Genomic DNA, 13,308 nt, shown 5'->3' with positions numbered 1-13,308 from the left:
GCACGCAAATGTAACCCGCACTTGCCTGTATTGCTGTAATAGGGCACCATAATCTCGACCGAGCTTCTGGGAGACCATTAATGGCCGAACAACGTCTGCGCAGCGGCGAAGTGGTGCGAACCGGCATCGGTCTGGGCACGGCCATCGCCGTAGCGATCAGCTGGAGCCTGCCCAAATCGATCCTGTGAGCAATCATCCACGGCATCTTGTCGTGGTTCTATGTGATCTGGTTCGCGATCACGCGCTAGGCGGCGCGGCGGCGTTCCAGCACGGCGGCAAAGCCACTGAACAGCGCTTCGAAATGCGCATCGATGGTGCGGACGCCGTGGGCCGCAGCAATGGCGGCAGCGCGCATCGCCGGCAGCTGCGGGATGGCATCGGCGATGGTGCCGGCCAGACTGGCAGCGTCCAGCGACGTGAACGCCAGGCCCAGCCCGGGTTCCAATTGGTCATAGGCCGCGCCTTCGTTGGGCACGATCAGCGGCAGGCCGCTGGCGCGGGCTTCGGCGCAGGCAATGCCAAAGGTTTCGGCCGGGGCACCGTGTACCATCATGTCGGCGCTGGCGAGGATGCGGGCAAATTCCGGCCGGTCGCGGACCGGGGCGATCAACTGGATGTGCGGATTTTCGCCCACGGCGCGCACCACGGCAGCGCGGGCATGCCCGTCACCCAGGATGATCATGCCCAGCGGCCGGCCATAGCTGGCGGCGGTCACCCCGGCGATCACCATCGGCCATTGTTTTTCGTGGCTGTGCCGGCCCACGCCGATCAGCAGCGTGGCTTCGGGTGGCAGGCTGCACTGGGCCAGCAGGCGCTTGCGCAGTTCTTCATCGCGGTTGGCTGGTGAAAACACGCCGGGATCAACGCCCAGCGCATTGTCCACCACATGGGTGAGGCCGCCATCGCGCAGCCGTTTCGACAGGCTGGGGGCGGCTGAAATCACCTGGTCGTATCGGGCGTCGAGCCGGCGCAGATAACGCCAGAACCAATCGAAACTGCGATCGATCGTCTGGCGCGGCAGGAAGCCATCAAGATAGCGATAAACCCACGCCGACAGCGGCTCGGCGTGCATGAACAGGCTGCGCGGTGCGGCGCCCGGCCAGTCTGCCACCGCGGCGGCGCTGCCCCACGGCGAAGAACATTCGATGAAATCGGGTTGATATTCGTCCAGCGCGGCATGGATGATGCGGTCGCTGGCGAAATAGAAATAATTGCGGTCAAGCGGGAAACGCGGGCTGCGGATGCTGACAAGCCGGGCCTTGCCCACCTCGCGCACGCTGTCGTCGGCGCCGGGCACCACGACTGTCAGCCGCACGCCGTGCTTTTCGGCCACTTCAAGCTTGCGGTGGGTATAGGTGCGGATGCCGCCGCCCTGCGGTGAGTATAGCGCCGAGACGTCGACGATATGCATGGCGATGCAATACTCCTTGCCCGCACCAGCGCGGGCAGCGCAAATCGTCATTCCGTCGGGCCGGCCTCGCGGTCAAGACCTGATCGCAGGCGCCGCCTCAGCCGCGCTCGCGCAGCGGGCCGAAACTGAACAGCCCCTTGCGATAATTGAAGCGGATGCTGATTGGAGTCAGGCCCGGCCCGGTCTGGAAACGCAGGGCGGCGGCCTTGGGTTTGCTCAGCCCCAGCCGCGGATTGTTCGGGAAGCCGACCCCATCGGTGGAAAAGCCGAATTTGCGATTGGAATCGCGATCATGCAGCATCGACAGCGTGTAGGCGCCGGGGCCAGGTGTGCGGATGCACAAGGTAACGGCGCCGGCTGCCGGCACCGGGATTTCCACGCGCCGAAACGTCTTGCCTTCGTTGATCAGGATATTGTCGTCCTGCAGGAAATCCTGGTCGTTGTCCGGGTACAGCTCGGCGCGCAGCGTGCCGCGCCGGTCCTTCAGGCCAACGGCCGTCACCAGCACGGCCGGGCCAGCTTCGTTCGGCCGGCACTGCCCTTCGGCCTTGCCCAGATTGGGACTGGATTCAACCCGCGCTGCTGCTGCAGCAGGAGCCAGCGCCAGCAGCGCGGCCAACCAGTATTTGGTCATTTTTTTCGCCATCCAACTGCTTCTCCGCCCACCAGCAACAGGCCCAGACCAAGGTGCGTGGCCAGCAGCAGGCTCGCCATCATCGCCATCAGCGCCCCCACCTGGGCATCCTGGCCAATCATGAACACGGCCAGCGCCGCGAACACCACATCCTTGTTGGGCAGGAAAGGCAGGCGCGACAGCAACATGCGCATCGCTGATAGCAGCACCCACAATTCCACCGATTCCGCCGGCAATGCCAAGTGCCAGCACAGTCCGGTAAGCACCAGGCTGGAGATCACCCGCGCTGTTTGAACGATGGTGACGTACCAGAGATCGGGCGCCGGCAAGCTGAACAGTTTTTTCCGGAAAAATAGCACCCCGCTGGAAATCACCAGCATGAGCGCCACCGATCCGAAGAATGCGGTGGAATCGATACCCAGCCGCAACTGGCCGAGCAGCGGATAAGCCAACACCATCAACACCAGCGTCACAGCATTGGCTGCCATTGCCGAAAGAATGGCGACGTCCTTGATCGCGCCGAACGGGGCCGAGGTCATGGTGGTGCGCTGCCGCGCCCAAGTGTAAAAATAGAGATCGCCAACATAGCCGGTGATCAATTCGTTGCCGATCAGCTTGCGCAAAAGGGCAAAAAAGCCGGCCACCGGGATCTGCCAGAGGCGGCGGAAGATGGCATAATCGCCAAACGGTCCGGCGAAATAGGAAAGGGCAAACACCAACCAGAACGCCGCCGACGTTGGCACGATCGCGGCCACCTGGCGCATATCGAGCTGGGCAAGCTGCATCATCGCCGCTGCCAGCACGGCGAGCGTGATGACGGTGCCAAGCCACCACGTCCAACCACGCTCACTGCGCGGCAGGGCAGGCAGATGATCTGATGCCAAGCCTGCGGATGCAGTGCCGGCGTCGCTTTGAACCATGTCTGACGCCAAATCCTTGTGTCCTGCAACGGCCCTAGAGCCCCAATATGGCAATTTGACGACCGGCAGCAAGGCCGCCCCTGTCGCGTTGGGCCGTGATGTCACGCCTGCCCGGCGGCCCGTTACAGCAAGGGCGCGATGGCGGCGAGCAGGGCAGGCGCCCGTGCCTTGTGGCAGATCAGGATATCGGGGGTGAGCGGGCGCGGCTGGTTGAACACCAGCGGACTGCCATCGGCGCGCGACACCCACAGGCCGGCGGCCTGCGCCACGGCGGCGGGCGCGCCGCTGTCCCATTCGTGCATGTCGCCCTGGTGCAGATACACATCGGCTTCGCCGCGCAGCACGGCCAGCGTTTTCGCACCGGCGCTGCCCATTGGCACCAGCACCGCGCCGATGGCGGCCGCCAACGCATCGGCGCACGCGGCCTGGCGGCTGCGGCTGACGACGATGCGCAGCGGGCTGGCTTCGGGCAGCAGCAGCGGCGGGCTGGCAGTGCACACGCATTGGCCCAGCGCTGGCTGCGCCACCGCACCATCGGCGATGCGGCCATCGATGCTCAGCGCGACATGCACCGCCCAATCGCCGCGGCGTTCGCCATATTCGCGGGTGCCGTCCAGCGGATCGACCAGCCACACCCGCTGCGCCTGCAGCCGGGCCAGATCGGGCGCTTCCTCTTCCGACAGGATGGCATCATCGGGGCGCAGGCGGCGCAATTCGGCCACCAGATATGCATTGCTCAACCGGTCGCCGGCCGCACCCAGTGCTTTACCGTCTGCCGGGCCGGTCTGGCGCAAGTCCAGCAGAATCTGGCCGGCAGCGAGGGCGAGGCGGCGGGCGAGTTGGGCGTCTGTCATGCGCGGCTCCTGCCAGCGTGCGCGGTTGGCGGCAAGGCGCTCAATGCTGGTGGATGGCCTTGACCACCTGAAAGGCGCGCATGCCTTCGGGGCCGTCTTCGCTGCCGTGGCCGCTGTCCTTCACGCCGCCGAACGGGGCATCGACCGCGCTCATCCCCATGGTGTTGATGCCCACCATCCCGGCTTCGATCGCATCGGCGAAGATATTGGCGGTGCGGGCGTTTTCGGTGAACAGGTAGGCGGCGAGACCAAAGGGCAGCCGGTTGGCCTCCGCAATAGCCTCGTCAAGGCTGGCGACGCGCTGAACCGTGGCGACAGGGCCGAACGGTTCTTCGTTCATCAGGCGGGCGCTAAGCGGCACATCGGCAAGAACGGTGGGTGCCCAGAAATTGCCGGCGCTTCCCACACGCGCGCCGCCGGCCAGCAGCGTCCCGCCGTGCGCCAGCGCATCATCGATCAGGCTTTCCATCGCCGCGGGCCGGCGCGGGTTGGCGAGCGGGCCCATCTGGGTGGCGGCATCCAGCCCCGGGCCGACGGTGAGCGCCTTCGCCCGCTCGGCCAGCGCGGCAGCGAAGCGATCGGCAATCGCTTCGTGGACGATCATCCGCGTGGGCGACACGCACACCTGCCCGGCGTTGCGCCACTTGAACGCCGACGCCATGGTGATCGCCTTTTCAAAATCGCAATCGCCCCACACGATTACCGGAGCGTGGCCGCCGAGTTCCATCGTGGTGCGCTTGGCGCCGTCGGCCGCCAGCCGCATCAGATGCTTGCCCACCGGCACCGACCCGGTGAAGCTGATCTTGCGAATGATGGGGCTGGCGATGAGGCGGCGCGAGACCATATCGGGCACCCCGAACACCATCGAGGCCACCTGCGCCGGCAACCCGGCATCGATGAAGCATTGCAGCACCAGGCAAGCACTGCCGGGGGCTTCCTCGGGCGGCTTGATGATCATGCTGCACCCGGCCGCCAGCGCCGGCGCCAGCTTGCGCGCCGGATTGAGGATGGGAAAATTCCACGGGCACAGCGCCAGCGCCGGCCCCACCGGTTCATGCACCACCAGGCTGCGCTGCCCAGCCGGGCGCACCAGCACGCGGCCATAGTTGCGGCGCACCTCGCCGGCGTAGAAATCGACCAGCGCCGCCGTGTAAGCGACTTCGCCGCGCGCTTCGGCCAGCGGTTTGCCCTGTTCCAGCGTCGCGGTGGCCGCGATGATGTCGGCGCGGTCCCTCAAAAGCCGCGCTGCGCCGGCCAGCACTGCGGCTTTCTCGTCCACACTGGTCGCCCGCCACAGCGTGTAGCCGCGTGCGGCGGCATCGAGCGCCGCATCCAGATCGGCCGTGGTGGCCAGGGGCAGCTCGGCCAGCGTTTCGCCGGTGGCCGGGTTCACCACCTGGTGCGTGGCGCGGCCTTCCCCCGACAGCCAGTGGCCGTCGATGAACAGGGCGGGGCGAGCGGGATAGACGGTCATGCAGCAATCTCCTCCGTCCTCCTCTCCAATGCAAGCAGTCCAAGTGCAAGCCGCTTGCCAGCCAAGGGCGGCAAGGGCAGGCTGTGCCAAACGCGGCAAAAATTGCCCGCAATATGGGGAGAAGGGGATGGAGCAAGCGCCAGCCAATCGGCATCCACGTCTGCTGCTGTGGACACTTCTGGTCGTCTATATCTTCAACTTCATCGACCGGCAGATTGTCTCGATCCTGGCCGAGCCTATCGCCCGTGATCTCGATCTGTCCGATAGCCAGCTTGGCCTGCTCACCGGGCTGGCCTTTGCGCTGTTTTATGCCACGCTGGGGGTGCCGATCGCCCGCCTCGCCGATAATGGCCGCACCAATCGCAGCCGGCTGATTGCGGTGTGCGTGGCGGTGTGGTCGGCGATGACCGCGCTGTGCGGCGTGGCGCAGAACTTCTGGCAATTGCTGCTGGCCCGCATCGGCGTCGGCATCGGCGAAGCCGGCTGCACCCCCACTGCCCACGCCTTGATTGCCGATAGCCTGCCGCCCGAAAAACGCGCTGGCGGCATTGCCTTTTTCGGGCTGGGAATTCCGATCGGCGGGTTGTTGGGCACGTTGATCGGCGGCGGCATGGCGCAGGCGCTGGGCTGGCGTGAAGCCTTCTTCGTGGTTGGTTTGCCGGGCTTGTTGCTGGCGGTGTTCGTATGGTTTTTCCTGAAGGATCCGCGGCTGGGCCTGCCAGCGCCGGCAGATGCGCCGCCGCGCCTGTCGATGTGGGCCAGCTTGAAGCTGCTCGCGGCATCGCCGGCCTATTGCCTGGTGCTGTCGGGCGCGTCGCTGGTGGCGTTCCTCAGCTATGGCAAGGGCGTATGGGTGCTGGTGTATTTCCAGCGCACCCACAAGCTTTCGGTGGGGCAGACGGCGCTGTTTGTTGGTGTGATTCTGGGTGTTGCTGGTATCATTGGCACGTGGCTGGGCGGCTGGGCGGCGGACCGGTTTGGCGCCACGAACCGCCGCCACATGCTCACCCTGCCGGCGTGGGGGATGGTGCTGGGGGCGCCCATCCTGTTTGCCGGCTATATGGTTGATGATTGGCGGCTGGCAATTGCGCTGCTGGTGCTGCCCACCATCGCCAATTCCGCCTATTACGGCCCGGCTTACGGGGCAGCGCAGGTGCTGGCGCGGCCCGATACGCGGGCGATGGCAGCGGCGTGGATGGTGTTTGCGCAAAACCTGATCGGGCTGGGGCTTGGCCCCCTGCTGTTCGGCGCACTGTCTGATATGTTGAAGCCGGAATATGGCGTGCAGTCCGTGCGCGTCGTGCTGTATTTTGCCGCTTGGGCGGGCCTGCTCCCGGCGCTGTTGTTCTGGCTGGGCGCGCGGGCGCTGGGCCGCGAAACCAATGGAAAGGATGCCGCCAATGCAGGTGTTACGCACGCCGGATAAAGCCTTTGCCGGCCTTGTCGATTATCCCTTTGAGCCGCATTATCGGGAAATAACGGACCGGGCGACCGCTGTGCCGCTGCGGCTGCACTATATTGACGAAGGCAACCGGGAAGCGGCGCCCATCCTGCTGATGCACGGCGAACCCAGCTGGTCCTATCTTTATCGCAAGTTCGTTGGCCCGCTCACTGCTGCCGGCCACCGGGTGGTGGCGCCCGATCTGATCGGCTTCGGCAAATCCGACAAACCGGCCAGCCGTGACGATTATACTTTCGAACGCCATGTCGAATGGATGAGCGACTGGCTCACCGCGCTGGATCTCACCGATATCACGCTGTTCTGCCAGGATTGGGGCGGGCTGATCGGCCTGCGGCTGGTGGCGGCATTTCCTGAGCGTTTTGCCCGGCTGGTCATCGCCAACACCGGACTGCCGATCGGCACCGGCTGGTCGGAAGGGTTCAAGGCGTGGCTGGAATTCTCGCAGAAGGTAGAGACATTCCCGGTGGGATTCATCGTCAATGGCGGCTCCACCCGCGAGCTGACGCCGGCCGAAGTCGCCGCCTATGATGCACCGTTCCCGGACGAGAGCTTCAAGGAAGGCGCCCGCCAGTTTCCCACCCTGGTGCCGGTGACGCCCGAGCATGCCAGCGTGGCGGAAAACAAGGCCGCATGGGTGGTGCTGAGCCGCTTCGACAAGCCGGTGGTCACCTGTTTTTCCGACAAGGACGCGGTGACGAACGGCGGCGAAAAAGTCTTCATCGAACGCGTGCCGGGCGCGAAAGGCCAGCCGCACACCATCGTGCAGGGCGGCGGCCATTTCCTGCAGGAGGATGCGCCGGACGAACTGGTGCGCATCATCCTCGATCACATCAACCGGGGCTGATGGCGGTGTTGTCCTTCGATCTGTTCTGGTCGTTCCGCTCGCCCTATTCCTACCTGCTGTTGCCGCGCGTGGTCGATCTGGTGGCGACGCACGACGTCGGCTGCAACGTGCGCATCGTTTATCCGATCGCGGTGCGGCAGGCTGATTTCTTTCAGAAGGTCGATCCGCTGTGGGTGTTCTACCTGATGAAGGACACCTACCGGACGGCCGAATTTCTGGGCTTGCCTTACCGCTGGCCGCTGCCCGATCCGGTGGCGATGGACCCGGCTACCCGGCTGTATCCCTCCGAACAGCCGCACATACATCGCTTGTCGCAGCTCGGGGTTGCCGCCGCTGAGGCCGGGCGCGGGCTGCAATTCATTCGCGAGGCGTCCCACACCATCTGGTCGGGCACCGTCGATAACTGGCACGAGGGCGACCATCTGGCGCAGGCCGCCGAGCGTGCCGGGCTTGATCTGGCTGCGCTCGACGCCGCCGTTGCCGCCAACCCCGATCATTATCGCGCCGCCATCGAGGCCAATCAGGATGCCCAGCGCGCTTCCGGCCATTATGGCGTGCCGCTGATGGCGCTGGATGGGGAGCCATTCTTTGGCCAGGATCGGTTCGATCAACTGGTCTGGCGACTGCGCCAAAAGGGGCTGCAAGCGCGTTAGGCGTCGATCAGCAGTGCCAGTGCGGCAGCCACGGCGGCGGCAATGCCCAGATTGGCCATGCCCAGCAGCGGCCACGCCAGCGCGCCGGTGACTGCGCCGCCGATCATCGCCAGCCACAGCAGCAGCCACGGCAGGAACGCCAGCACCGGACCGCCGGTCAATGCCAGCGCCAGCCGCTGCCCGATCTTGACCAGATTTCCGGTCATGAAGGTCAGGCTGATCTTTACGTCGCCGCCGGCTTCGAACACGCAGTTTTCGGCGCCCATCGCCATTGCCGCCAATAGCAAGGCCGGCCACGTGAAGCCCGATTGTCCCAGCGTGAAACCACCGCCGAGCAGCAATGCCACCAGCAGCAATTGCCGGCGCCGGCGCTGATCAGCCGCGCGCCGGCCCAGAAGCGTGGCCAGCGTCACCCCGCCCACAAACGCGGCGAGCAGGCTGCCGGCCAAGGCGGCGAGGTGGCTGGCTTCGGCAAGGCCAATGCCCAGCCTCGTGCTGTTGCCGCTCATGAAGCTGACGAACAGGCCTCCCGATGCGATGAAGCCGACCGCATCAACATAGCCAGCCAGCGCTGCCAGCGCCGCCGCAATTACCTGATCCCGCCGCGGGTGATCGTGCATCAGCGTGCCGTCACAAGGCGTCTTCGTCGATGGCCGAACTGCTGGCGGGCAGGTGCAGCACCGTGCCGTCGCGCGCGATGCGGATCGGGCCGGCAAAGCGCTGCGGGGCGTCACCCAGAAAGGCGGCTTCGAACAAGCGCATCGGCACCGGCGGCACGATGTGGGTGAGCACCAGCATTCTGGCCCCGGCCTGCGCGGCCAGCGCGGCGGCCTGTTCCGGCGTGGTGTGATAGTTCAGGATATCGCGGGTGATCTGGGCGGTGCGGGCCTGGCCGCTGGCCGCCAGCCCGCGCGTGATGCCGGCGACAAGGCGCGGCTGCAAGGCTTCGTGCACCAGCACATCGGCACCGCGTGCTGCACGGGCAACGGCCGGGGTGGCGGCAGTGTCCCCGCTCACCACCACGGTGCGGCCCTTGTACGCGATGCGATAGCCATAGGCCGGCGCCACTGGCGCGTGGTTCACGGCAAAGGCGGTAATCACCAGGCCGCCCTGGTTCCACACCACGCCCGGGGGTTGTTCCTGCCCGGCAAACTGGCCGCCGCCGGTGGGCGTGATGGCTTCGCCGTGGTGGGCGGTGCGATAGCTGGCATCGGCAGCCAGCATCATGTTGTAGCCGGCAGCCACCTGCGCGGTGCCGGGCGGGCCGATCAGCGGCAGCGGTGTTCGGGCGGCACTGCCGGTCCAGCGCAGCAAAAGCGCCGGGGCCAGGCCTTCGATATGATCGCTGTGCAGGTGGGTGAGCAGCACAGCGTCCAGCCCGCCCAGCGGCACGCCCCAACCAGCCAACTTGCGCACGCCGCCATCGCCGGCATCAATCAGCAGCAGCGTGTCGCCGGCCTTCACGGCCAGACAGGATTCGGCGCGCTGCGGATCAGGCAGCGGCGAACCGGTGCCGCAGAAAATCAGGGTGAGGCCGTCGCCATATGCGGCCAACGCATTACGGCCGGCTCGCCGCTCGGCGATTTGCCCGAACATGAATTCGCCCACCGAAACGCGTTGCCACCACAGGCCAGCGATGGTGGCCAGCAACAGCACGAGCAGAGGGAAACGGCGCATGTGATCTAAGCTAAGCCCAAGCTGACCTTGTGACAATGAATTGGTGTCCAACCCGGCGCATCCTGCTAATCTCGTATCCAGAAATGGGGGAGGAACGGGCATGGCAAGCGTAATGCGGGGGCTGATCGGTCTGATCGGTCTGTTCAATATCGTGATTGGTTTGGGCTTTCTGCTCGATCCCGGCAAGCTGGCAGGGCAATTTTTTCTGTCGCCGATGGGCCAACAGGGCATGGCCACGCTGCGCGCTGATTTCCCCGGCTTTTTCATTACCGGCGGCGTCTTTGCGCTGATCGGCGCGGTGAAGAAAGACGGCGACGCCCTGCTGGTGCCGCTTTTGTTGCTGAGTATCGCCATCATCGGCCGGGCCGTGTCGCTGGTGCTGGACGGCACCGCGCCCACCGCATGGCCGCCGATGATTGCCGAAGCCGTGATGATCGCGGCCTTGCTGCTGGCACGGCGCAGCTTCACGCGCTGACACCGGGAGTCAATCGGGCGCGCTTTCGCCTCCGCCGGGCGCGGATGGCGGCGCAGCATGCACGTTGGCGGCCGTTTTTGAGTGGAATCGCGATTTTTGCGGTGGCAGTGTCAATATAGTAGCAGCCAGAGGCCTTGACCGTGTCGGAATCCGCTCAAATCGATGGTCGGCGTTTGCGCTCGGCGGCGAGCCGGGATCGCATCATCCACGCGGTCATTGCCCTTGTTGACGAGGATCAGGGTATCCCGCGCGCCGAGGCAATTGCGGCCCGCGCCGGTGTGGGCCTGCGATCGGTGTTTCGCCATTTCGGTGACATGGACGGGCTGTATGTTGCGGTTATCGATCGCATCGGTCGGCGTTACACGCACCTCGTTCGCCCCTATCAAGCATCCGACTGGCAGAGCCAGATACGCGAGGCGATGGAACGGCGCATGGAGATGTTTGCAACCGTGCTGCCGTATCGCCGCGCCGCCGACATGCACCGCCAGCGCTCGCCGCTGCTCGATCACGGGCTGGATGCGCTCACGCTGATGCTTCGGGGCCGGCTGGAAGGCATCGTGCCGGACTCGATCAAGGCCGATCATCTGTGGTTCGAACAGCTTGATCTGTGGCTCAGCCTCGAAGCTTATGGCCGGCTGCGTGACGGGCAGCGGCAGGATCATGCCGCTGCCGTGCGGGTGGTCGAGGCAGCGGTGGCCGGGTTGCTGGCGGCCAAGGCCTGACCGGTTGATTTTCTTTGCGCCGGCCCGGGCGGGCAGTTAGGAGATGGCGCTTTCCAGCGGCGTTCTTCTAGGGGCAACATAGCCATGGCAAGCGAAGCGGCACCGCTGGTTGGCATCATCATGGGCAGTCAGTCTGATTGGCAAACGATGGTGCACGCTGCCGATACGTTGGCGGCTTTGGGCGTGCCCCATGAAACCCGTATCGTTTCGGCCCACCGCACCCCTGATCGGTTGTTCGAATACGCCAGGGGCGCTGCGGCAAGCGGCTTGCAGGTGATCATTGCCGGCGCCGGCGGTGCCGCCCATCTGCCCGGCATGGCTGCCGCGATGACGGCTTTGCCGGTGCTGGGCGTGCCGGTGGAATCGCGCCAGCTCAAGGGTATCGACAGCCTGCTTTCCATCGTCCAGATGCCGGCCGGCGTGCCGGTGGGGACCTTTGCCATCGGCAAGGCGGGCGCGATAAATGCCGCATTGCAGGCGGCGGCCATCCTCGCGTTGAATGATGCGGCGCTGGCACAGCGGCTGGCGGCGTGGCGGCAGGCGCAAACCGATGCGGTGGCGCAGGTCCCGTCTGACGATCTGTCCTGATGTTGGCGCCGGGTTCCACGATCGGCATATTGGGCGGCGGACAATTGGGCCGCATGCTGGCGCTTGCCGCAGCCGAATTGGGCTATCGCTGCCACATCTTTGCGCCCGAAACCGATGCGCCCGCCAGCGACGTCGCTGCCGTCACCACCCGTGCCGAGTATGGCGATACCGCCGCGCTGGCGGCCTTTGCGCGCCAAGTCGATGTGGTCACACTTGAGTGGGAAAATGTCGATCGCGAAGCGGTGCGCCGACTGGCGGCACTGGTGCCCGTCCACCCCGGCGCGCACAGCCTTGAAGTCGCACAGGACCGCATGGCCGAAAAACAGTTCGTCGAATGGCTGGGCGGGCGCACGGCAATTTGGGCCCAGGTGGACAGCCGCGAGGCGCTCGATGCTGCCATCGCGCAGGTGGGTGTGCCGGCGATTTTGAAGACGCGGCGGTTCGGCTATGACGGCAAGGGCCAGGCCCGCATAATGGCGGCCAGCGATGCCGATGCCGCTTGGCAGGCCATTGGCGGTGAGCCGGCGATTTTGGAAGGCTTCGTGAACTTTGCGTACGAATTCAGCGTGATCCTGTGCCGCGGGCAGGACGGCGAACAAGTGGATTGGCCGGTGCCGGTCAATCTGCACAAGAACGGCATCCTCGCCACTTCGACGCTGCCGCCGCCTGCACTGGTGCGCGCTCAAGCTGCCGAGGCGGCGGCGCTGGCGCGGACCGTGGCGGAAAAGCTCGGCCATGTCGGCGTGCTCGCGTGCGAATTTTTCGCCTGCAAGGATGGCCCGCGCTTCAACGAAATGGCGCCGCGCGTGCACAACAGCGGCCACTGGACAATCGAAGGCAGTGCCGCCAGCCAATTTGAAAATCACATCCGCGCCGTTGTCGGCCTGCCGCTGCGGCCCACCGGCTTGATGGCCAGTCGCATCGAGATGACCAACCTGATCGGCGACGAGGTTGCCGATTGGCCGCGCCTGATGGCCGATCCGGGCGCTCACGTACATCTTTACGGCAAGGCGCAGGCCCGGCCCGGGCGCAAGATGGGCCACGTCACCCGGTTGGGGAAATAGGCTTCAGGGTGCTTTGGGTTTGGGCGCTTTGAGCTTGGGCGCTTTCAGGGCACCGGGCGCAAAAGCCGTGCCGAAATAATCGCCTTCGTACCAACGCGGCGCAGACGGGGCGTTTGCCAGCCGGCGGATGATGTCGGTGTTGAGGCGGGTCCATTTGGCAGCGGCAGCCCAATCGAACGGCAGCGACAGTTGATCACCGACTTCGTGATAATAAGTGGTGCGAAACAAGCGTTCGGCTTCCTTGCACGCCATGCCGCCCGTGGTGTCGGCCCAGCCGGTTTTCAGGAACACCGATGGCACGCCCTTGCGCACGAACGGGTAATGATCGGAACGGGTGAATACCGCTTCTTCGGGCTGCGGATCGGGCGACAGGCCCAGCTTGGCGGCTTTGGCGGCAGCGGCCACAACTGGCCCGATGGTGGAACGGTCGCCGCCGAAGGCCACCACATCACCGAAATCGCAGGTGAGGATCGGCCTGTCGATGTTCACGTCGGCGATGATGCGGCGCACGTCCACCGTGGGCTGACGCG

Annotated in this window: 15 protein-coding genes; 7 read left to right on the top strand and 8 right to left on the bottom strand. The window is 65.6% G+C overall.

Annotated elements, in window-relative coordinates; genetic code table 11:
* Positions 1 to 244: 244 nt before the first annotated feature.
* The 5 genes from ACESL8_RS04265 to ACESL8_RS04245 all read right to left on the bottom strand — a co-directional run bounded on the left by ACESL8_RS04265 (position 245) and on the right by ACESL8_RS04245 (position 5,293).
* Positions 245 to 1,411 carry a glycosyltransferase gene (locus ACESL8_RS04265; RefSeq protein ID WP_372916309.1) on the bottom strand — a complete coding sequence of 389 codons (1,167 nt, stop codon included), beginning with the start codon at positions 1,409 to 1,411 and terminating at the stop codon, positions 245 to 247.
* A gap of 97 nt (positions 1,412 to 1,508) precedes the next feature.
* The gene (locus ACESL8_RS04260) at positions 1,509 to 2,045 is read right to left on the bottom strand and encodes a DUF2141 domain-containing protein (RefSeq protein WP_372916307.1); all 537 of its coding nucleotides are present in this window, start codon (positions 2,043 to 2,045) and stop codon (positions 1,509 to 1,511) included.
* Positions 2,042 to 2,929 (bottom strand): hypothetical protein, encoded by an 888-nt coding sequence (locus ACESL8_RS04255; protein WP_372916305.1) that lies wholly within the window; start codon positions 2,927 to 2,929, stop codon positions 2,042 to 2,044. Before ACESL8_RS04255 ends, ACESL8_RS04260 begins: the two co-directional genes overlap by 4 nt.
* A gap of 158 nt (positions 2,930 to 3,087) precedes the next feature.
* Complete coding sequence (locus tag ACESL8_RS04250) at positions 3,088 to 3,819, bottom strand: 3'(2'),5'-bisphosphate nucleotidase CysQ (protein WP_372916303.1); 732 nt, start codon at positions 3,817 to 3,819, stop codon at positions 3,088 to 3,090.
* A gap of 40 nt (positions 3,820 to 3,859) precedes the next feature.
* Complete coding sequence (locus ACESL8_RS04245) at positions 3,860 to 5,293, bottom strand: NAD-dependent succinate-semialdehyde dehydrogenase (RefSeq protein ID WP_372916300.1); 1,434 nt, start codon at positions 5,291 to 5,293, stop codon at positions 3,860 to 3,862.
* A gap of 127 nt (positions 5,294 to 5,420) precedes the next feature.
* Between ACESL8_RS04245 and ACESL8_RS04240 the strand changes: the two genes are divergently transcribed.
* Genes ACESL8_RS04240 through ACESL8_RS04230 form a run of 3 tightly spaced genes read left to right on the top strand, consistent with a single transcriptional unit; the run spans position 5,421 to position 8,252 of the window.
* Positions 5,421 to 6,719 (top strand): spinster family MFS transporter, encoded by a 1,299-nt coding sequence (locus tag ACESL8_RS04240; RefSeq protein ID WP_372916297.1) that lies wholly within the window; start codon positions 5,421 to 5,423, stop codon positions 6,717 to 6,719.
* Positions 6,694 to 7,599, top strand: a complete 906-nt coding sequence (locus tag ACESL8_RS04235) for a haloalkane dehalogenase (RefSeq protein ID WP_372916294.1) — start codon at positions 6,694 to 6,696, stop codon at positions 7,597 to 7,599. The genes ACESL8_RS04240 and ACESL8_RS04235 overlap by 26 nt, the downstream gene beginning before the upstream one ends.
* Positions 7,599 to 8,252, top strand: coding sequence for a 2-hydroxychromene-2-carboxylate isomerase (locus ACESL8_RS04230; protein WP_372916292.1), 654 nt, complete (start codon positions 7,599 to 7,601; stop codon positions 8,250 to 8,252). Before ACESL8_RS04235 ends, ACESL8_RS04230 begins: the two co-directional genes overlap by 1 nt.
* Here the strand turns inward: ACESL8_RS04230 and ACESL8_RS04225 are convergent.
* The gene (locus tag ACESL8_RS04225) at positions 8,249 to 8,872 is read right to left on the bottom strand and encodes a YoaK family protein (RefSeq protein ID WP_372916290.1); all 624 of its coding nucleotides are present in this window, start codon (positions 8,870 to 8,872) and stop codon (positions 8,249 to 8,251) included. The two genes, ACESL8_RS04230 and ACESL8_RS04225, sit on opposite strands and share 4 nt — an antisense overlap.
* A gap of 10 nt (positions 8,873 to 8,882) precedes the next feature.
* Positions 8,883 to 9,929, bottom strand: a complete 1,047-nt coding sequence (locus ACESL8_RS04220) for an MBL fold metallo-hydrolase (RefSeq protein WP_372916288.1) — start codon at positions 9,927 to 9,929, stop codon at positions 8,883 to 8,885.
* Between the two features lie 100 nt (positions 9,930 to 10,029).
* On the opposite strand from ACESL8_RS04220, the gene ACESL8_RS04215 reads away from it, so the two are divergent.
* The 4 genes from ACESL8_RS04215 (at position 10,030) to ACESL8_RS04200 (ending at position 12,778) form a co-directional block, all read left to right on the top strand.
* Positions 10,030 to 10,404: a hypothetical protein gene (locus ACESL8_RS04215; RefSeq protein ID WP_372916286.1), complete on the top strand. Its 375-nt coding sequence runs from the start codon at positions 10,030 to 10,032 to the stop codon at positions 10,402 to 10,404.
* Positions 10,405 to 10,544: 140 nt separating this feature from the next.
* Positions 10,545 to 11,126, top strand: coding sequence for a TetR/AcrR family transcriptional regulator (locus tag ACESL8_RS04210; RefSeq protein ID WP_372916284.1), 582 nt, complete (start codon positions 10,545 to 10,547; stop codon positions 11,124 to 11,126).
* Between the two features lie 84 nt (positions 11,127 to 11,210).
* The gene (gene purE, locus ACESL8_RS04205) at positions 11,211 to 11,714 is read left to right on the top strand and encodes a 5-(carboxyamino)imidazole ribonucleotide mutase (protein WP_372916282.1); all 504 of its coding nucleotides are present in this window, start codon (positions 11,211 to 11,213) and stop codon (positions 11,712 to 11,714) included.
* The gene (locus ACESL8_RS04200) at positions 11,714 to 12,778 is read left to right on the top strand and encodes a 5-(carboxyamino)imidazole ribonucleotide synthase (RefSeq protein ID WP_372916280.1); all 1,065 of its coding nucleotides are present in this window, start codon (positions 11,714 to 11,716) and stop codon (positions 12,776 to 12,778) included. Before purE ends, ACESL8_RS04200 begins: the two co-directional genes overlap by 1 nt.
* A 3-nt stretch (positions 12,779 to 12,781) precedes the next feature.
* Here the strand turns inward: ACESL8_RS04200 and ACESL8_RS04195 are convergent.
* The coding region (locus ACESL8_RS04195) for a M28 family peptidase (protein ID WP_372916278.1) at positions 12,782 to 13,308 on the bottom strand (527 nt) is incomplete at its 5' end.

Origin of the sequence: Sandarakinorhabdus sp. (genome assembly GCF_041689835.1) — a bacterium.
In the GTDB taxonomy this organism is placed as follows: domain Bacteria; phylum Pseudomonadota; class Alphaproteobacteria; order Sphingomonadales; family Sphingomonadaceae; genus Sandarakinorhabdus.
Note: the sequence above shows the minus strand (reverse complement) of the source record. Positions and strands in the feature narration are given on the sequence as shown.

Excerpts from the sequence above, each read along its gene's own strand:
- ACESL8_RS04220 (WP_372916288.1), bottom strand. The coding sequence starts at position 9,929 with ATGCGCCGTTTCCCTCTGCTCGTGCTGTTGCTGGCCACCATCGCTGGC.
- ACESL8_RS04215 (WP_372916286.1), top strand. The coding sequence starts at position 10,030 with ATGGCAAGCGTAATGCGGGGGCTGATCGGTCTGATCGGTCTGTTCAAT.
- ACESL8_RS04235 (WP_372916294.1), top strand. The coding sequence starts at position 6,694 with ATGCAGGTGTTACGCACGCCGGATAAAGCCTTTGCCGGCCTTGTCGAT.
- ACESL8_RS04245 (WP_372916300.1), bottom strand. The coding sequence starts at position 5,293 with ATGACCGTCTATCCCGCTCGCCCCGCCCTGTTCATCGACGGCCACTGG.
- ACESL8_RS04200 (WP_372916280.1), top strand. The coding sequence starts at position 11,714 with ATGTTGGCGCCGGGTTCCACGATCGGCATATTGGGCGGCGGACAATTG.
- ACESL8_RS04260 (WP_372916307.1), bottom strand. The coding sequence starts at position 2,045 with ATGACCAAATACTGGTTGGCCGCGCTGCTGGCGCTGGCTCCTGCTGCA.
- ACESL8_RS04240 (WP_372916297.1), top strand. The coding sequence starts at position 5,421 with ATGGAGCAAGCGCCAGCCAATCGGCATCCACGTCTGCTGCTGTGGACA.
- ACESL8_RS04225 (WP_372916290.1), bottom strand. The coding sequence starts at position 8,872 with ATGCACGATCACCCGCGGCGGGATCAGGTAATTGCGGCGGCGCTGGCA.
- ACESL8_RS04250 (WP_372916303.1), bottom strand. The coding sequence starts at position 3,819 with ATGACAGACGCCCAACTCGCCCGCCGCCTCGCCCTCGCTGCCGGCCAG.
- ACESL8_RS04230 (WP_372916292.1), top strand. The coding sequence starts at position 7,599 with ATGGCGGTGTTGTCCTTCGATCTGTTCTGGTCGTTCCGCTCGCCCTAT.
- purE (WP_372916282.1), top strand. The coding sequence starts at position 11,211 with ATGGCAAGCGAAGCGGCACCGCTGGTTGGCATCATCATGGGCAGTCAG.
- ACESL8_RS04265 (WP_372916309.1), bottom strand. The coding sequence starts at position 1,411 with ATGCATATCGTCGACGTCTCGGCGCTATACTCACCGCAGGGCGGCGGC.